Source organism: Streptomyces sp. NPDC107500 (genome assembly GCF_055582785.1).
On the sequence record NZ_JBVJPF010000007.1, the window covers coordinates 153,643 to 172,101 of the forward strand.

Annotated in this window: 15 protein-coding genes; 3 read left to right on the forward strand and 12 right to left on the reverse strand. The window is 70.6% G+C overall.

The window, feature by feature from the left end; translation table 11 throughout:
- Positions 1–11 precede the first annotated feature (11 nt).
- Positions 12–3,299: a LamG-like jellyroll fold domain-containing protein gene (locus ACZ67M_RS27200; RefSeq protein WP_469853209.1), complete on the forward strand. Its 3,288-nt coding sequence runs from the start codon at positions 12–14 to the stop codon at positions 3,297–3,299.
- 61 nt (positions 3,300–3,360) lie between these two features.
- Here the strand turns inward: ACZ67M_RS27200 and ACZ67M_RS27205 are convergent, their stop codons facing one another.
- The 7 genes from ACZ67M_RS27205 to ACZ67M_RS27235 all read right to left on the reverse strand — a co-directional run bounded on the left by ACZ67M_RS27205 (position 3,361) and on the right by ACZ67M_RS27235 (position 12,345).
- A complete protein-coding gene (locus ACZ67M_RS27205) occupies positions 3,361–4,866 on the reverse strand; it encodes a glycoside hydrolase family 43 protein (protein WP_469853210.1) in 1,506 nt (501 codons plus the stop codon).
- Between the two features lie 127 nt (positions 4,867–4,993).
- Positions 4,994–6,028: an ABC transporter permease gene (locus ACZ67M_RS27210; protein WP_361360148.1), complete on the reverse strand. Its 1,035-nt coding sequence runs from the start codon at positions 6,026–6,028 to the stop codon at positions 4,994–4,996.
- Positions 6,025–6,987 (reverse strand): ABC transporter permease, encoded by a 963-nt coding sequence (locus tag ACZ67M_RS27215; protein WP_361360145.1) that lies wholly within the window; start codon positions 6,985–6,987, stop codon positions 6,025–6,027. Before ACZ67M_RS27215 ends, ACZ67M_RS27210 begins: the two co-directional genes overlap by 4 nt.
- Positions 6,980–8,539 carry a sugar ABC transporter ATP-binding protein gene (locus tag ACZ67M_RS27220; protein WP_469853213.1) on the reverse strand — a complete coding sequence of 520 codons (1,560 nt, stop codon included), beginning with the start codon at positions 8,537–8,539 and terminating at the stop codon, positions 6,980–6,982. The genes ACZ67M_RS27215 and ACZ67M_RS27220 overlap by 8 nt, the downstream gene beginning before the upstream one ends.
- Before the next feature lie 67 nt (positions 8,540–8,606).
- A complete protein-coding gene (locus tag ACZ67M_RS27225) occupies positions 8,607–9,704 on the reverse strand; it encodes an ABC transporter substrate-binding protein (RefSeq protein WP_361360139.1) in 1,098 nt (365 codons plus the stop codon).
- 349 nt (positions 9,705–10,053) lie between these two features.
- On the reverse strand, positions 10,054–11,073 hold the full coding sequence (locus ACZ67M_RS27230) for a LacI family DNA-binding transcriptional regulator (protein WP_469853214.1): 1,020 nt from the start codon (positions 11,071–11,073) through the stop codon (positions 10,054–10,056).
- A 201-nt stretch (positions 11,074–11,274) separates the two neighbouring features.
- Positions 11,275–12,345 carry a glycoside hydrolase family 43 protein gene (locus ACZ67M_RS27235; RefSeq protein WP_469853215.1) on the reverse strand — a complete coding sequence of 357 codons (1,071 nt, stop codon included), beginning with the start codon at positions 12,343–12,345 and terminating at the stop codon, positions 11,275–11,277.
- Positions 12,346–13,005: 660 nt separating this feature from the next.
- Here ACZ67M_RS27235 and ACZ67M_RS27240 point away from each other — a divergent pair.
- Positions 13,006–13,218, forward strand: coding sequence for a hypothetical protein (locus ACZ67M_RS27240; protein ID WP_361360130.1), 213 nt, complete (start codon positions 13,006–13,008; stop codon positions 13,216–13,218).
- 84 nt (positions 13,219–13,302) lie between these two features.
- Here the strand turns inward: ACZ67M_RS27240 and ACZ67M_RS27245 are convergent, their stop codons facing one another.
- Together ACZ67M_RS27245 and ACZ67M_RS27250 are read right to left on the reverse strand one after the other, a co-directional pair.
- Complete coding sequence (locus ACZ67M_RS27245; RefSeq protein ID WP_469853217.1) at positions 13,303–13,773, reverse strand: hypothetical protein; 471 nt, start codon at positions 13,771–13,773, stop codon at positions 13,303–13,305.
- A gap of 39 nt (positions 13,774–13,812) precedes the next feature.
- On the reverse strand, positions 13,813–14,706 hold the full coding sequence (locus tag ACZ67M_RS27250) for a hypothetical protein (protein ID WP_469853219.1): 894 nt from the start codon (positions 14,704–14,706) through the stop codon (positions 13,813–13,815).
- Between the two features lie 331 nt (positions 14,707–15,037).
- On the opposite strand from ACZ67M_RS27250, the gene ACZ67M_RS27255 reads away from it, so the two are divergent.
- Complete coding sequence (locus ACZ67M_RS27255; protein WP_469853221.1) at positions 15,038–16,012, forward strand: AraC-like ligand-binding domain-containing protein; 975 nt, start codon at positions 15,038–15,040, stop codon at positions 16,010–16,012.
- Between the two features lie 101 nt (positions 16,013–16,113).
- On the opposite strand, the gene ACZ67M_RS27260 is transcribed toward ACZ67M_RS27255, so the two are convergent.
- The 3 genes from ACZ67M_RS27260 to ACZ67M_RS27270 all read right to left on the reverse strand — a co-directional run bounded on the left by ACZ67M_RS27260 (position 16,114) and on the right by ACZ67M_RS27270 (position 18,415).
- Positions 16,114–16,401, reverse strand: coding sequence for a DUF6355 family natural product biosynthesis protein (locus ACZ67M_RS27260; protein ID WP_392104292.1), 288 nt, complete (start codon positions 16,399–16,401; stop codon positions 16,114–16,116).
- A gap of 260 nt (positions 16,402–16,661) precedes the next feature.
- Entirely contained in the window at positions 16,662–17,300 is a 639-nt protein-coding gene (locus ACZ67M_RS27265; protein WP_469853223.1) for an HD domain-containing protein, read from the reverse strand.
- Positions 17,301–17,425: 125 nt separating this feature from the next.
- Positions 17,426–18,415 (reverse strand): GlxA family transcriptional regulator, encoded by a 990-nt coding sequence (locus ACZ67M_RS27270; RefSeq protein ID WP_469853225.1) that lies wholly within the window; start codon positions 18,413–18,415, stop codon positions 17,426–17,428.
- Between the last annotated feature and the right edge of the window lie 44 nt (positions 18,416–18,459).

An 18,459-nucleotide genomic window follows, 5' to 3' on the forward strand; every position in this document is an offset into this window, starting at 1 on the left:
GGAAGGGTCCGATGACGAGACCACCCACCCGCCCACGAGCCAGAGTGTGGGCGATCCTGACAGCGGCGGCCCTGGTGCTGCCCACGAGCGGCCTCACGGCCTCCGCCACGGCCGCGGAGGCGGCCACCGGCACGTCCGCGGTGCGGGCCGAGCAGGACGGTCCGGCCGCCGTCCAGGTGCAGGGCCTGAAGGGCGAGTACTTCAGCATGTCCGCGCCGGGGGCGAGGGACTTCGCCGAACTCGGCGGTACCGTGCTCGACCCGCAGGTCAACTTCTCCGGCCTGACCAGCACCTTCCAGGAGCTGACCGGAAAGACGGAGCACACGACCGCCCGCTGGACGGGGCAGATCGCGGCGCCGGCCACCGGCGACTACACGTTCCACGCCATCGGCGACAACGGCTTCCGGCTCTTCGTCGACGGCGAGCCGGTCATCGACCACTGGCAGCCGGACTGGGACAACGAGCAGACCAGCGCCGCGGTCCACCTGAAGGCGGGTGAGAAGCACGACTTCCGCCTGGAGATGTTCCAGGACACCGGCGGCGCCAACATGTTCCTGCGCTGGTCGACGCCGACGATGGACAAGCAGCTCGTGCCGATGTCGGCGTTCACCCCGCCCGACGACTTCGAGGTCTACCCGCTGGAGCTGAACGTCGGCGAGGACGGCCGGCAGGTGCGGGCCCGCTTCGAGGGCAGGGTCGGCGACGTCAAGGGACTGGCGGAGCACCTGAAGGTCGAGGCCGACACGACCCCGATGCCCGTCAAGTCGGTGCGGGTGGCGCCCGGCGACCGCAATGCGCTCCTCATCACGCTCGCGGAGCCCATCCAGAAGAACCAGCAGGTCAAGTTCTCCTACGACGGCGAGGGCGGCCTCACCGACGGCGGCGGGACGGTGCCCCAGGTCGTCCGGTACGCGCAGAACGAGTCCGCCCACCGGCTCACCACCCCGTGGGGCGACCGGCTCGACGAGAAGAACCCGCTGCCCGAGTACCCGCGCCCCCAGCAGGTACGGTCGAAGTGGAAGAACCTCAACGGGCCCTGGCAGTTCAGCGCCGCGGAGGCCGGGGAGCAGCCGGTCTTCGGCAAGGACCTCGACGAGAAGATCATCGTGCCGTTCCCGGTCGAGTCGCAGCTCTCCGGTCTCGAGCGGCACGAGGACCACATGTTCTACCGCAAGCTCGTCGAGGTGCCGAAGAGCTGGAAGGTCGGCGAGAGCGACAAGGCGGGCAACCGCCTGAAGCTCAACTTCGGTGCCGTCGACTACCAGGCACGCGTCTTCGTCAACGGCAGGAAGGTCGCGGAGCACACCGGCGGATACAACGCCTTCAGCGCCGACATCACCGACGCGCTGAAGGGCAAGGGGCCGCAGGAGGTAGTCGTCGCGGTGACCGACACCGGCGGCGCCAACCAGCCGATGGGCAAGCAGTCCCGCAACCCCGGCGGCATCTTCTACACCCAGTCCTCCGGCATCTGGCAGACGGTGTGGATGGAACCCGTCGCCCGCGCGTCCGTTGACAACGTAGTCACGACTCCGGACATCGACACCAGCAGCCTCGCGGTGACCGTCGAGTCCGGTGACGCCTCCGGCAAGGCACGGGTCGAGGCCGTGGCGCGCGACAAGCGCGGCAAGGTGGTCGGCAGGGTCAGCGGGCCGGCCAACGAGAAGCTGCGGCTGCCCGTGGCGAAGCAGCACCTGTGGAGCCCCGACGACCCGTACCTCTACGACCTCGACGTGCAGCTCGTCGACGGCAGGTCGACCGACCGGGTCGGCGGCTACTTCGGCATGCGGAAGATCAGCGTCGAGAAGGTCGGCGGGTTCCCGAAGCTGGTGCTGAACGGGAAGCCCGTCTTCTCGCTCGCCACTCTCGACCAGGGCTTCTGGCCGGACGGTCTGTACACGGCACCCAGCGACGACGCGCTCGCCTTCGACCTCGAGGCCCACAAGAAGCTGGGCTTCAACGCCGTACGCAAGCACATCAAGGTGGAGTCGCCGCGCTGGTTCTACCACGCGGACCGGCTCGGGCTGCTGGTGTGGCAGGACTTCGTCTCCGGGAACTTCCCCGACGAGTCCGGGCAGCAGGCGTTCGTCGAGCAGGGCACGGAGATGATGCGGCAGCATCACAACTCCCCCTCCATCATCGGGTGGATCGTCTTCAACGAGGGCTGGGGCGAGTGGAGCCGGGAGGCCACCGGCCGTCTCGCCGAGTCCGTGAAGGCCGCCGACCCGTCCCGGATCGTCAACGCCCACAGCGGTGTCAACTGCTGCAACTCCAAGGGCGACTCGGGCAAGGGCGACATCATCGACCACCACGACTACAACAACGAGGATCCGCCCTTCCCCGACGGGACCAGGGCCGCCATGGACGGCGAGCACGGCGGCTTCACGCTGCGCACGCCGGGGCACATGTGGCCGGGCGCGCCGACCGTGATCTACAGCGGTGTGGCCGACAAGGAGGCGCTGACCCGCAAGTACGTGGAGAACACGGAGGAGTTCTACCTGGCGCAGGCCGGTGCGGAGCTGTCCGGCTCGGTGTACACGCAGATCACCGACCTGGAGAACGAGCTCAACGGTCTGTACACCTACGACCGCCGGGAGATCAAGGTCGATCCGGACCGGGTCCGCGAGGTCAACCGCAAGGTCATCGCGGCCGGCGCGGCCGCGGGCGACCGGGAGCCGCTTACGGGCGGCGGCAGCTGGTCCCTCGACGAGGGCTCCGGCACCACCGCCGCGGACGGTGGGCCGGGCGGCCGGGACCTGACGCTCGCCGCGGGCACGGCCTGGACCCCGGGCGTCAGCGGCAGCGCGCTGAAGTTCGACGGTCAGGGCCAGTCCGCGCAGACGGACGGCCCGGTGCTGGACACCACCGGCAGCTACTCGGTGTCCGCCTGGGTACGGCTCGACGCGCTCCCCGGCAACTACGCCACCGCGGTCAGCCAGGACACGCGTCGCCAGGCCAGCCCGTTCTACCTTCAGTACGGTCAGGGCGCCTTCGCCTTCAGCACGCCCGGCGAGCAGCGGGCCCGGGTGGAGACCACTCTGGAGACAGGCCGCTGGTACCACCTCGTCGGCGTTCGTGACGGCGCGGACAACCGGCTCAGCCTGTACGTCGACGGTGAGCCGGCCGCCACGGCGGCCGCCGGACCGGCCTACCCGAGCACCGGCCCGCTGACCGTGGGCCGCGCCCAGTGGGGCGGCGACCCGACGGACTTCTGGAACGGGGCTGTCGACGAGGTCCACGCCTACGACAAGGCCCTCACCGACGAGGAGGTGAGGGCTCTGTACACCGACGAGAAGCCGTAGGTCCCAGGCTCTCCGAGGTCCCGGCGGGAAGCGGGTTCGCCCCGCTTCCCGCCGGATGTGCTCAGCGGACCGGGCCGACCGCGACGTTGTCGAAGGAGGCACCGGTGTCGAAGACCCGGACGCCGTTGGCACCGCTGCGGTACGTGCCGTCGGTGACGGAGATCCTCGGGGTCGTCATGTCGTCCACGTACACCTTGATGGAAGGGCCGGCGGCCGTGACCCTCACCCGGTGGGTGGTCCCGGGGTCGAGGGACGTGTGCGCGGTCGCCAGCGGTGTCCAGGAGTCGGCGACCCGGCCGAGCACGACCCCGCCGTCCCGGCGGATTCCCGCGTAGTACCCGGTGTAGCCGTCCACGCCGACCGAAGGCCGGGTCACCCGGAAGGTCAGGCCCGCGTCGCCGTTGCCCGAGCCGAGGCGTACGTCGGCGTCGTAGGTGAAGTCGGCGAAGTCGGTGTCGAGAAGTGCCTTGCCGCCCAGCGAGTGGCCCGCCCGGTAGCGTCCGCCGTCGGCCGACCAGGAACCGCCGTAGGTGCGCCAGCCGAGGGCGTTGTCGTCGGCGAAGTTGTCCCGCACCCCCATCTGGATGCGGCGGATGGTGCCATCGGCGTTGAAGTGCAGGCGGTCATAGGCGAGTTGGCGGTGGTTTCCGTCGGTCTCGCTGAGCGGGCGGCGGTGGTAGACGATGTACCAGATGTCGGTACCCGGCACGTTGATCACGGAGTTGTGCCCTGATCCCTTGGCGACCGCGGGGTCCTGGGCGAGCACCCTGTCGATCTTCTCGAAGGGGCCGGTCGGTGAGTCGGAGATCGCGTAGGAGACCGAGTAGTCGGGTCCGGTCCAGCCGCCCTCGGACCACATCAGGTAGTACTTGCCGCCCCGTTTGAACATCTGGGGCCCCTCGACGTAGTCCGCCGGGGTGATCTCCTTGTACGTCGACCCGTCGGCGAAGGTTCCGAGGCTGGTCATGTCCCGGTTGAGCTTGACGACGTTGGCGTGACCCCAGCCGCCGTAGTACATGTACGCCTGCCCGTCGTCGTCGATGAAGACGTCCTGGTCGATGGGCTGGGCGCCGTTGTGGAAGCGGGAGACGAGCGGGCCGCCGATGGCGTCCTTGTACGGCCCCTCCGGACGGTCCGCGACGGCCACTCCGATGCCGCCGGTCTGGGAGTCGTTCTGGATGTCGTTGGCGGCGAAGTACAGGTAGTACTTGCCGTCGCGCTCGATCGGCGCCGGCGCCCACAGCGCGTACTTCGCCCAGGAGACGTCGGCCGTCTTCAGGACCTCGCTGTGTTTGGTCCAGTGGACCAGGTCCGTCGAGGAGAACGCGTCGAGGTAGGTCTGCTCGGCGTAGCTCTTGGAGGTCGTCGGGAAGACCCAGTACCGGCCGTCGTAGCGGGCGGTGTCGGGGTCGGCGTACCAGCCGTCGACGAAGGGGTTGCCGGCCTCGGAGGTGGAGTACTCGGGTGCGGCGACGGCGGCGGAGGGCGAGAGCATCGCGATCAGTCCGCCGGCGAGCATTGATGCGCAGGACTTGGCGACGAGCCCGGTCGCTCTGACGGTGGTCATGGCTTGGCGTCTCCTGTCGGTCGGTGGTGGGGGGTGCACCGGCCGGCGGGTGGACGTGGCACCGGCCGTGGAAACCGGACGCGGCAGCCGGGGCGAATGGGGCACGGCTGCCGCGTCCGGGGCTCTGTCACATCAGGCGGCGTCTGCGCCCCAGCCAGGTCTGGGCGATGACGACGAGGGCCAGGAAGGCGCCGCTGACGACGAGTTGGTAGGAGGAGTCGAGGGAGCCGATCTGGTTGATGACGTTCTGGATGACCTTGAGCAGCAGGACGCCGACGAGCGAGCCGCTGACGTAGCCGAGGCCGCCGGTGAGCAGGGTGCCGCCGATGACGACGGCGGAGATGGCGTCCAGCTCCATGCCGTTGCCGAGGATGGTCACGCCGGAGGCGAGCCAGGCGGCGTTCAGGGCGCCGGCCAGCCCGGCCAGCAGCCCGGACAGGGTGTAGACGAGGATCTTGGTGCGGGCGACCGGGGCGCCCATCAGGGCCGCCGCGTCCTCGTTGCCGCCGACCGCGTACACGTGCTGGCCGAAGCGGGTGCGGCGCAGCACCACGGCGCCCGCGCCGAACAGGGCGAGCGTGATCCACACCGGGTTGCCGAGGCCCAGGGTGCTGCCCTGGCCGAGTTCGGCGAGGAAGGAGCCCTTGGCGATGAGGTACGTGTTCGCGCCTTCGTCGGTGATGGCCAGCATGAGGCCGCGGGCGCCCAGCATGGCGGCCAGGGTGACGATGAAGGGGGCGAGGCGGGAGCGCGCCACGAGCAGTCCGTTGACGACGCCGATCAGTCCGCAGACCGCGAGCGGCAGCAGCAGGGCGACCAGGGTGCCGTGGCGTGATCCCCAGGCGGCGAGGACTCCCCCGAGGGCGAACAGGGAGCCGACGGAGAGGTCGATGCCGCCGGTGATGATGACGAAGGTCATGCCGAGGGCGACGATGGCCAGGAACGCCGAACTGGTCGCCATGTTGGTGATGTTGTCGCCGGTGGCGAAGGAGTCGAAGGAGAACGACGCCACCAGGGAGACGATCACCAGGACGGCCAGGGCGCCGTGCTGCTGGACCAGGGCGCTCAGCCGCTCGGACCGCGCGGAGCCGGCCGGCTCGGTGGCGTCGGTCGGTTCGTTGCTCGCGGTGACCATGGGCGCGTCCGTCTTCGTCGCGCTCATCGCTTCCCCCGTCCTCGTGCCGCGTAGACGGCGCACACGATCACTATGGCCTGGGCGATCTGGGTCCATGAGGGCGGCAGATCGTGCTTGATCAGCGTGGCGGTGAGCAGCTGGATCAGGACGGCGCCCGCCACGGTGCCGGCGATGTTGACCCGGCCGCCGGTCAGGGGTGTCCCGCCGACCACGACGGCGGTGATGGCGGAGAGTTCCATCAGATTGCCGAGTGAGGTGGGGTCGCTGGCCTGGAGCCGGGCGGTCGCCAGCACACCCGCCACGGCCGCGAGCAGGGCGCAGGCCACGTACACGAGGATGAGTACGCGGCGCACCGGGAGTCCGGCCAGCTCGGCGGCGGGCCGGCTGTCGCCGATGGCGAGGAGCTGGCGGCCGAAGGTGGTGCGGCGGACCACGAAGGCCACCAGCAGGGCCAGTCCGGCCGCGATCAGGATCAGGTACGGGAAGCCGAGCACGTCGCCCGAGCCCAGGGAGGCCAGTGCGGGGTTGCGCAGGTCCTCCAGCTGGGGCAGCAGCACCAGGGCGAGGCCCCGGCCGCCGACCATGAGCGCCAGGGTGGCCACGATCGGCTGGACGCCGACGAAGGCGACCAGCGCTCCGTTGGCGAGCCCGACGCCGGCCGCGAACAGCGCCACCACCAGCAGGGCGGGCAGCAGCCCGTATCCGAGGTAGAGGGCGGTGGCGGAGGCGGCCAGCGCCATCACGGCGCCGACGGACAGGTCGACGCCCTCGGTGCCGATGACCAGGGCCATGCCGAGCGCGACGATGATGACCGGGGCGACCTGGACGGCCTGGGTGCGGAAGTTCTCGGCGGACAGGAAGTGCGGGGTGATGACGATGTTGACGATCAGCAGCAGCGCCACGCCGGCGTAGACGCCGTACGTCTGAAGCCACTGCATGAGGCGGGCCTTGTCCAGTGGGGCGGTGCGGAGGGTGGCTTCAGCCATGGGTGACCGCCTCCTCGGCCGTGTCCCGGGGCGGGGCCTCGCCGGCGATGGTGCGCATCAGCTGGTCCTCGGTGACCTCGTCGCCGGTCAGTTCGCCGACGACCGCACCGTCCTTCAGTACGACCACGCGGTCGGACCCTTCGATCAGTTCCTCCAGGTCGGAGGAGATGAGCAGGACGCCCAGGCCGTCCGCGGCCAGTTCGTCCACGAGCTTCTGCACCTCGGCCTTGGCGCCGACGTCGATGCCTCGGGTGGGTTCGTCCAGGAGCAGCACCTTCGGGTTCATCGCCAGCCAGCGGGCCAGGAGCACCTTCTGCTGGTTGCCGCCGGACAGCTCGCCGGCCTTCTGGTGGGGTGAGGACGCCTTGATGCGCAGCCGCTTCATGAAGGTGTCGACGACGGCGTCGACGCGGGACTCTGAGACCAGGCCGAAGCGGGAGAGCCGGGGCAGGACGGCGAGCGCGATGTTCTCCCGCACGGACAGACCGGGGACGATGCCCTCGCTCTTGCGGTCCTCGGGCAGCAGGCTGATGCCCGCCCGGATGGAGGCGGGTGTCGAGCCGCCGCGCAGCGGCGTCCCGGCCACCATGACGTTTCCCGAACTCAGCGCCAGGGCACCGGAGATGGCCTTGGCGGTCTCGGTGCGCCCGGAGCCGAGGAGACCGCCGAGGCCGACGACCTCGCCGGGCCGGATGTCGAGGGAGACACCGTGGAGCTTGTGCCGGACGGACAACTCCCGCGCCGACATCACCGGTTGGTCGTCGGCGATCTGGTGGTCGCCGGAGAACTTGGTCTGCCCCTCCGCGCGCACCTCCCCCAGTTCGCGGCCGAGCATGGTCGACACCAGGTCGATGCGGTCCAGGTCGGCCAGGTCGCCGTGGTGGACGCGGCGCCCGTCGCGCAGCACGGTGACCTTGCTGCACACGGCGTACAGCTCGTCCAGCCGGTGGCTGACGTAGATGACGGCGATGCCCTGGTCGCGCAGACGGCGGATGACCGAGAACAGGGTCTCCACCTCCCGCGGTTCGAGGGAGGACGTCGGTTCGTCCATGATGACGACCCGTGCGTCGGTGGCCACGGCGCGGGCCAGGGCCACCATCTGCTGGGCGCCGACACCGAGGGTGCGCAGCGACTGGCGGACGTCGACGCGGACGCCGTAGGTGCGCAGGATCTCCCCGGCCTCGCGGTTCATGCGGGCGAAGTCGAGCAGGCCGAGTCGGGTGCGGGGCTCGCGGCCGAGGAAGAGGTTGCGGGCCACGCTCAGCAGCGGGATGAGGTTGACCTCTTGGTAGATGGTCGAGATGCCGGCCTTCTGCGCCTCCAGCGGGGTCTCGAAGGAGACCTCCCGGTCCTGGAAGGTGATGCGGCCGGCGTCCGGTCGGTAGACGCCGGTGAGCAGCTTGATGAGGGTCGACTTTCCGGCGCCGTTCTCGCCGATCAGGGCGTGGACCTCGCCGGCGTGCACGGTCAGGTCCACGTCGTCCAGGGCGCGGACGCCGGGGAAGGTCTTGCTCAGTCCGCGGACGGCGAGGACTTCGGCGGGGGGTGCCACCTGTGCCTCCAGGAAGTGTGGTGCGGGCAGGACGACGGGGCCCGGGTGTCCCGGGCCCCGTGGAGGGTCAGTAGGCCTTGCCGATGTCCTGCTTGGCGTTGTCCGCGTCGTACGCGCCGTCCTCGATGACGATGTCCTGCGGCACCGCCTCGCCCTTGGTGAAGGTGTCGAGGGTCTGGAACGCCAGCGGTCCGAAGCGCGGGTTGGACTCGATCACCCCGCTGATCCAGCCGTCGACGATGCCCTGCACGGCGTTGCGCGTACCGTCCACGGTGATGATGTCGACGTCGCCCGCCTTCTTGCCGGCTCCCTTGAGGGCGGCCACCGCGCCCAGGCCCATCTCGTCGTTCTCCGCGTAGATGCCCTTGATGCCGGGCTTCGACTGGATGAGCTGCTCCGTGACCTGCTGGCCCTTCTCGCGGGCGAAGTCACCGGTCTGCTCGAAGACCACCTTCAGGCCGGGGGCCTTCTCGGCCACGCGGTCCTTGAAGCCCTTGGTGCGCTCGGTGGTGACGTTGTTGCCGGCCGCGCCGAGGAGGATGGCGACCTCGCCCTTGCCGCCCGTCGCCTCGATCATCTGGTCGGCGGCGCGACGTCCCTGCTCGACGAAGTCCGAGGCGATGAAGGAGACGTAGTCCTTGCAGGCCTCGGCGTTGATCTTGCGGTCGATCGTGATGATCGGGACCTTCTTCGCGGCGGCGGCCTGGAGCACCGGGTCCCAGCCGTCGGAGTTGAGCGGCGCGATGACCAGCAGGTCGGCGCCCTTGGCGAGGAGGTCCTGCACGTCGGTGATCTGCTTGGAGAACTGCGACTGGGCGTTGGCGGTGAGCAGCTTGACGCCCCGCTTCTTCGCCTCGTCCTTGATGGACTGGGTCTCGGCGATCCGGAACGGGTTCGCCTCCTTCTCCGACTGGGAGAAGCCGACGGTCGCGCCCTTCAGGTCCAGCTTCTCGGCGCCGTACGCGTCGATGGCGCAGGTCTTGCTGCCCGGCTTCGGCGTGACGGCCTTCTGCTCGGCGCCGGCCGCGGACGACCCGGACTGCTTGCTGTCCGACGCGTCGTCCTCCGACTTGGCGCAGGCGGTCGCGGTGAGGGCCACGGCGGCGGCCAGGGCCACGACCACCGGGCGGCCGAGGAGGTGTGGACGGTGAGTGGTGCGCTGCATGGTGACCCCGATCCGGGTGGCGCTGAAAGGGAATTGGGGAGCCGGACTATGTGCGACGACTACTGCTTCTCCCCCTGCGGAGGACCTTGTCCGGCCCGCCGCACAGAGGTTTTACATCGTTGCAAGGATGCTGTAAACCCCCCGTGCGCGACCTGCGATCAGAGCGTGCGGGCCGAACTCGCTTTTCGGGCGGTCTCGTTCACCGAACCCCGGCGAAGTCGCGGCGATCTCTTGACTTGTTGCCGCCGCTCCGCTGAAACTGGGTCATCGGCGCGCGTGACAACGATGTCACGCAACCCGTGCCTGTGCCACATGACCCACCCTCCCGGGCACGGGCCGGTGCGTGTGTTCAGATGCCCTCGGCGCCGCGGCCCAGCGTGCTCTCCCGCTCCACCAGCCGGTGGTCGGCCAAGAAGCGGCGGGGTTCGGCCGGTTGGCCGCCCAGCCGGGAAAGTACGGACTCCACCGCGAGCCGGCCGATGGCCTCCTTGTCCGGCGACACCGAGGTGAGCGTCACCGCACCGAACCGGCCCTCGACCACGTCGTCGAATCCGACGACCGCGATGTCCTCGGGCACCCGCAGCCCTCGCGCGTGCAGGACACGCATCGCCCCGATGGCCACGAGGTCGTTGTAGGCGAAGACCGCGTCGGGCCGCCGGCCGGCCTCCAGGATCCGGGCCATGGCCGCCGCGCCGTCCGCGTGTCCCCAGCCGTCGGTGGCGGCGACCAGTCCGTCGTCGGCCGGCAGTCCGGCGGCGGCCAGTTCCTCGCGCCAGCCGCGCACACGCAGCTGGGCGGGTTCGCTGCGACCGAGCCGGTCACCGATGAACGCGACCTCCCGGCGGCCGAGGCCGATCAGGTGGCGCACCGCGGTGCGGGCCGCCGCGACGTTGTCGATGGCGATGTGGTCGTAGGGCAGGTCGTAGTCCCGCTCGCCGAGGAGCACCAGCGGCACGTTCTCCGTGCGGTCGCGCAGGTCCTCCGTCTCCAGTTCGATGGGGCTGAGGATGAGCCCGTCGATCACCCGGGCCCGGAATCCCTGGCTGACCAGGATCTCCTGCTCCCGCAGCCCGCCGGTGTGGTCGAGGAGCACGGTGTAGTCGTGCGCGGCGGCGGCGTCGATGACGGCGGCGGCCAGCTCGGCGAAGTAGGGGTTGCCCAGCTCGGGCAGGGCGAGCGCGATGATGCCGGTGCGTCCCTTGCGCAGGTGGCGTGCCGTCAGGTTCGGCCGGTACCCCAGCTCGTCGATGGAGCGCTGGACGCGCTCCCGCATTCCGGCGGTGACGTAGGGATAGTCGTTCACCACGTTGGAGACGGTCTTGACGGAGACCCCCGCGTGCGCGGCGACGTCCTTGAGGCTGACCCGCACGTCGAATCCCTCCGAAGCGTCCCCACTCGGTGTTCGGTGCGGGGCGGGTGTCCCCACGGTGAGCCGGACTCCAAGCCCCTGGGCACGAGTTTACAACGTTATACAGCTCGTCTCCCGGCGCTGACAAGCATGGCGACCGACCGGCACCGGACTATCCGGGATGGTCGCACACACCGCCGGGAGGCGGGCCGCACGGGCGTGCTACTCGAAGAACTTGAGGCTCCAGCCGGTGTCGTTGTTCGGGCCGGGGACGTTGGCGCGGCTGTAGGTGGTGTTCCCCCACCAGGCGAAGGTGCCGGTGTACCAGTACCGGTTCTCCCAGGAGTACGGCGTGCCCTTCGCCACCGCGTGGAACATCAGGGGGAAGCGCGCACCGGCGGGCGGGCTCGTGTTGATGTCGCCGTCGAGCAGCACGAAGGTGTGGTGGCCGGGGCCGTTGACGTGCAGGGTCGGGTCCCAGCCGGACATCATGGTGGCGCGGTTCGAGCCGAAGAGGCAGCCGTTGGACTTGTACCAGTCCCACACGTACGTCGGATCGCCGCCGGCCCGCAGCCGGAGGTCGGCGAGGCAGTACTGGTCGCTCCAGCTGCCGTTGGCGGAGTACGCGATGTGCAGTTGGCCGTTGGGGTCCTTGATGGGCTCGGGCCCCTCGTTGATGTACGGGTTGCCGACCACCCGCTCCCAGCTCTCCCGGGGCTGCGAGATGACGTGGCGTGGGCCGGTCGGCGTGGTGGGGCTGCTCATCCGCGCGATGTACAGGTTCTGCTCGACGTTGGTGTCGCCCGCCCAGCCGGACCACACGAACCATCGCTGCCCGTTGAACGTGAACAGGGTGCCGTCGATGGCCCACTTGTCGTCCGGCAGCGCCAGCTTCGTCTCGGCGGTGTATCCGCTGTCCGCAGAGGCGGAGCTGATGACGTACATCCGGTGGTCGGCGCCGCGGCCGGCCGAGAAGTAGATGTAGTAGCGGCCGCCGTCCCGCACGATCTCGGGGGCCCACACCTCCCCGCGGTTCCCGGTGTCGGACCAGACCTGGCGGGCGGGCGCCGAGGCGAGGGCGGCCGTCGACGGCGCCTGGCGCACGACGATGCCGCCACCCGCCGACTGCACGGAGACGTAGGTACTGCCGACGCGCAGGACGCTGGGGTCGGCGGCGCGCAGCCCGGTCTGGTCGGCGGTGGCGGGCTCGGCGGACGCCAGGGACAGCGCGGCCGCGAGGATGCCGGAGAGGCCGAAGGCGACGGCGGCGTGGAGCAGGCGAAGAGGTTTCATGGTCCCGTTCCCTGATCGGTCTCCTGTTCGACACCGGCCCGGCCGTGGCGCGGCGGGTCGGGCCTGGCGTCCGGTCAGCAACGGGTCGGCGGAGTCTGTGGGGTCGGCCCGTGACCGTCGAGCGGGTTGTCGGTGCGGTCGGCACGTAGGTCGAGGGGGTGCGCCGAGCGGCTCGCAACGGACATTTACATCGATGGAAGCCAGCTGTCACAGAATCGCGATGGGTACTGTGCATGTCAACAAGTCCGGCACGAAGCCGGGTCGGATCGGTCACCCGGGGACCGGCTTGGCGCGGGACGGGCGGGCTCGGAGCGGGACGGGCGGGCTCGGAGCGGGACGGGCGGGCTCGGTGCGGTCGGGTCGGCCCGGTCCCGTCGGGAACGACACCTGCCGCCCTGGACCGTCCGCCGTGCGACAGCCGGCGCTCCCCCGCCGACGCGCGCGGCCCCGGCAAGCTGCCGGGAACCGTCCATCGCCGCTGGGAGGGACCCACTCTGGGAGATCGACGACGCCGTGGCCTCACTCGACGTGGAACTCACCGACGACGAGGTGCGCGCCCTGGAGGCCCCGTGGGGCGGCACGGCGCCACTCCGGTCCGCAAGGACCTCCGCGCCGAGCGCTCCGCGTGCGTGCGGCCGCCGTCCGGCCCACCCTGAGACCATGAGCGAGCAGCCGATCGTCATCTACCCCGCCGGAGCGGACAGCGGCAGGCGCGTCCGCATCAACGGTCACTTCGTCGGCATCGCCTACACCACCACCGACATCGCCGCCTTCGTCCAGGAGGCCGGGTTGCAGGATTTCGACGACATGGACGTCGTCCGGTCCAAGGGCATCGAATGGCGCGGCGAGGGGCCCGACGACTGGGGCACATGACTGCCACGTCGGGCTCCCCACCCGCCTACCGTCCGCCGTATCTCAGCGCGTCCTCCGATGGGCCGGACTCGGGTCGGACGACCGTCACACCGCGTAGGCGGTGCACGAAGTGCGGTCGACCCAGATGTGGGCGCTGATGCTGTTGTTGGCGCTGCCGAAGATCGGGTCCTCCATGAAGTAGTCGTCGCTGAGGTTCGAGGCGTAGCCCTCCGCTCGGGTCAGGCAGATGTGGGCGTTGAAGCCCTCGAAGCTGGTCGGGAACTGGAAGAACTTGACCTCCGAGTAGCGGCCCATGTTCAGGACCGAGGAGGCCCTGTTGTCGTCGGAGCCCTGGAAGCTGCTCGCGGAGTCGCCCCAGTCCTGGTCGTCGCCGACCGCGAGGCCGAGCTGTCCCTCGCAGTTGGCGCCGTTGTAGGCGTACATGTACCCGGCGCGCGCCGATTCGTAGTTGTCGGCGCAGGTGGCCGCCGGGGCGGCGGACGCGCCGGGCACGGGGCCGAGGAGGCTGAGGCCGGCGAACACGGCCACGGCGGCCGCGGCAGGGATTTTGCGCATGATGGATCTCCTTGGGTGGGTGTGATGGCGGTGCCGGGGTCAGGACAGGACGTCTTCGGCCTGGCGCAGGGCGTGCAGGCGCATCGTGCGGTAGGTGTTCCTCTGCTTCACGTACCTCTTCAGTACGTTCTCCCGGTACGAGGTCTCCAGGGCGCGCATGGTCCGCGCGAGGGCGGTCTTCCCGGCACAGGTCGCGTCGAGCACCGCCAGTGTCCGGTCGAACCTGTGGGCCTCGGCGGACGGCATGTCCGCCGTGGCCCTGACACGTTCCTGGAGGAGCCGGCCGGGGTCGTCGAAGGGGCGGCCGGCCTCCCGCATGCAGCGCGCCCACTGTGCGACCGGCTTCGTGAGCCGGCTGTCCTCCATGAGGTCCCGACCGTAGAGCGGCAGGATGCCCTCGACGGTCTTGCGCGCGGCGAACCATTTCTCGGCATCGCCGTAGAGCGTGGAGCGTGCCTGGTTGGCACACCCGCCGCGGGGCGCGTCCACCGTGCCCGAACCGCCCGGCAGTTCGGTGCTCATCCGGTTCCGGTGGTCGCCGTCCAGGGCCTTGTTGTAGGCGGCTCGCTCCCGGGGGCCCAGCTTGTTGATGTGGACGGTGGTCGGGTCGGTCCTTCGGATCTCCTCGCCGCGTTCCTCGAAGACGCGGCCGTAGCCGTACTTCCGCGCCCAGGACACGTCGTCGGTGACGTAGCGGCCGGCCTTGCGCTCGTCGGCGCCGGGGACCGGCAACTCCCAGTACGGGTAACCCTTCGCGGCCATGCACTCCTTCACGAGCCGCTCCTCTGCGCGCCCGATGCGGATCTCCTCCCGGACGGTGAGGTCCCGGACCTCCGTGTCCGAGACGGTCTGCCGTTCCGCCGGGGTGTCGCAGCCGGTCGCCCAGCACACCGCCGCGGCGAGGGCGGCGGCGACGAGGGTCTTCTTCCTCACGGACGTGTCACCTTTCCCGGCCGGAGGATCGGCGGCCTGTGCGCCGGCCCTCCGGGCGTGCCGTGGATGACCCTAGGGCGGTCGTGGGGAGGAGGCTTTGCCGTGCGTGCGGAGTGCTTTGTCAGGCGTGCGCGAACGTGTGCGCCGCGGCGAAGCCGCCCGTGAGGAGCGGCGGAAGCACCGCGGTGACCTGGCGGCGGCGCTGTTCAGCGCGAGAGCTTCGGGTCAGAATGAGGCCCGGGATCCGTCCGTGCCGAGGGGGACTTGTGGGGGAACGGGCCGAGCAGTCGCGGGGGCGGCGCCATGACCGGCGCAACGGGAGGTCTGCCTCATGAGTCCGGTTCTGGACACGGCGTTCGTCACGCCGCGGGACCGGGAGGAGGTGGTCCGGCATGCCGTGTGGGAGTCCCTGGTGGCGGTCGACATCGACCACCGGCCGCCGGTCGAGGACATCTCCGTCCGCATCGGGCTGGGCGCCGTCGGGCCGATGCGGTTCTGTTCGGCGCGGGCGTCCGCGGTCACCGTCCGGCGCACGGAGCGACTGGCGCGGCGGGACGAGGAACCGGCCGTCTTCCTCGGCCTCCAGGTGGCCGGCACCAGCCTCGTGGTGCAGAACGGCCGCGAATGCGTGCTGCAGCCGGGCCAGTTGGCCGTGTACGAGTCGGTCTCTCCCTACACGCTGCTCTTCGACAACGGTGTCGACCACCACTTCCTGCGCTTCCCGCGCTCATCGCTCGCGTTGCCGGACCGGCTGCTCCGGGAGACCGGCGCGGTGGCGATGGGAGCCGGCAACCCCGTCGCACCGCTCGCCTTCGGCTACTTCTCCCAGCTGGCCGTCGCCGACGCCCTGCACCAGGGCGGGCAGGCAGCCGACGCTGTCGTGGAGCCCAGTGTCGAACTCCTGCGCGCGGTCCTCACCACCCAGTACGGTGACTCCGGCCGGGCCAAGGGCCCGTTGGAGGCGACACTGGGCCTGCGGATCACCCGGTACATGCGGGAGCACCTGGCGGACGCCGACCTGTCGGCGGCCCGGATCGCCGCCGCGCACGGCATCTCCGTGCGCCACCTCTACGCCGTCCTGGCCCGCTCGGGCATCAGCCTCGGGGACTGGATCCGCACCCGCCGCCTCGCCGAATGCCGGCGGGATCTGGCCGGCCCGGCCGGTCGTCGGCGGACCATCGCGGCGGTCGGCCGCAGTTGGGGCTTCGTGAACGCCGCGCACTTCAGCAAGGTCTTCAAGCAGGCTTACGGCATGTCGCCCCGGGAGTGGCGCGATCAGAACCGGGCCGGTACGGCGGACGGTTGAGCGGTTCACCCGAGTGCGTGCGGGGAGGCCGCGATCTCGCGATGGCCTCCCCGCACGGCGCTCGGTGCTACGGTCCCGTCAGATGACGGGGCGCTCCCAGGTCAGCACGTGCGGCCGGTGTACCAGGCGCCGTCGACACCGGAGCTGGAGCCGATCCAGGTCACGCCCGGGCCCACGCACTGTTCGCTGTTCGGCCCCCAGTCGTCGATCTCGATGATGATGCGTGAGCCGTCCGAGGTGCAGTGGTTGTAGTAGGCGTCGGAATGGGTCTCATAGAAGCCGCAGGGGTTCGCGGCGGCGGGACCTGCGGTCAGGGTGACCGCGCCTGCGGACGCGAGGACGAGAGCGACGGAGCCGAGGGCACTGGTCGCGATACGACGAAGACGCAAGGAGAGCTCCCAACGGTAGGGGGATCGGCGTCCCCTGCGCAGGGTGCCCGCCGATCCGCTGTCGGTGTCCGATGCTCACAGCTCGGAGCGGCCGTTTCGGCTCCTCCGGACACCGTTCACCCGCCGAATCGATTCCCTGCTGCGCCGACCGGTTGGACTTCTCCGCTTCCTGCTGCGCCGCTCGTCCGGCCTGTGTTGGCTCCCGGGTCATCCCTCCCCCGTCCCGTCCGGGTGGGCCCACGACCCCTTCGCGGACCCGCTCACTCGGGCCAGTCGGACCCCTCGATGACCTCGACGAAGTCGGTGCGGCGGAAGCCGGGGACGAAGTGTTCGAGGACGTCCGCGTTCACCGTCCCGAACGTGGTGGCGGGACGGTGCCTGAAGCCCTCCGTGAACGCGTGGAGGATCTGCCGCTTGAAGTCCGGGCGGGGGTGGGCAGCCGTGATCTCGTCGAGCTGGCCCCGGGTGAGGTTGCCGAGGTTGAGGCCGAGCACGTCCGTCTCCACTCCCGCCGTGGTGGCCGCGATCTCCGGCGCCAGCTTGTAGGGCACCTCGGGCGTGGTGTGCAGGGCGACGGCCGTCCAGACCGTCTCGGCGTCCGACGCGGACGCGCCGCGGGCCAGCAGGAAGTCGCGGGCCTGGTCGGCGCCGTCCATCTCGAACCGCTGGTCGTCGCCGCGGTAGGGCGGGACGAGCCCGGTGTCGTGGAACAGCGCCGCCACGTACAGCAGCTCGGGGTCGGGACGGAGCCCGAGCGCGGCGGCCTGGAGGCTGCCGAACAGGTAGACCCGCCGGGAGTGGTGGAAGATCAGCGGTGGTGTGGTGGTGCGGATCAGCTCCGTGGCTTCACGGACGAGGACGCTGTCGGGGATCTCGACGCCGGCGATCTTCTCACTCATGAGGGCTCTCCTTGGCAGAGGTGATCGGTGGTTCCACCCTGCGTCCGCCGGTGTCCGCGCGTCCGCTCACGGATGGCCGACAACCCCTCGCGGACGGACACGGCCGTGCGGCACACCCCGGCGTGTCAGCGCGAGGTGCGCGCGACCCGGGTACCCGCCCCGGTCGTGGTGAAGCGGCGCTGGTACCTGGTCGGAGAGACGCCCAGATGCCGGGCGAAGGCACGGCGCAGGCTCTCGTAGCTGGGGAATCCCGCCCGGGCGGCCGCCTCCGTCGCGTTGTGCCCGGCGTCCAGCAGCGCCTTCGCCATGTCGAAGCGGATCAGCTCCACGTACCTCATCGGCGTCGTGTCCAGCTCCGTACGGAACATGCGGGTCAGGTGCCGGGGGCTGACCCGCACCCGCGCGGCGAGCGCCTCCAGGTCGTGATCGGTCGTGGGATCGGCCTGTACGGCGTCCTGGACCCTCCGCAGGACCGGCGTGCGCGGGGGCGGCCCCTGGAGGGAGGCGGAGAACTGGGACTGCCCGCCCGCTCGCTGCATGTACACGACGAGCGAGCGGGCGACGCCGCGGGCCAGGTCGGGTCCGTGATCGTGCTCCACCAGGGCCAGCGCCAGGTCGATGCCCGCGGTGACGCCGGCCGAGGTGTAGAGCGAGCCGTCCCGCACGTAGAGCGCGTCGGGCTCCACGTGTGCGGCGGGGCAGCGACGGGCCAGCAGCGCGGTGTGCTGCCAGTGCGTCGTCGCCCGCCTGCCGTCGAGCAGCCCCGCGGAACCGAGGATGAACGCACCCGTACAGATCGACGCGACCCGGCCGGACCGGGAGGCCAGCTCTCGCGCGGCGGCGGCGAGGTCCGGGGCCACCGTGCCGTGGGGCACCTGGTCGCCGCCCACGACCAGCAGGGTGTCGAAGGCGGAGGCCTCGGTGACGTCGGCGTCGACCGGGACGCGGACGCCGATGGAGGTGGCGACCGTGCCCCCGCCGACCGACACGAGGGTCAGCCGGTAGCGGGCGCCGAACCGGTTGGCCTCGCTGAAGACCTCGGCGGGCCCGGACAGATCCAGCATCTTCATCCCGTCGAACACGAGTACGCCGATGCTGTGCTCACCCGGCTCCATGGTCCTCACCCTCGTCGCGGCTCTCTCGCGGGAACGCGTTGTTC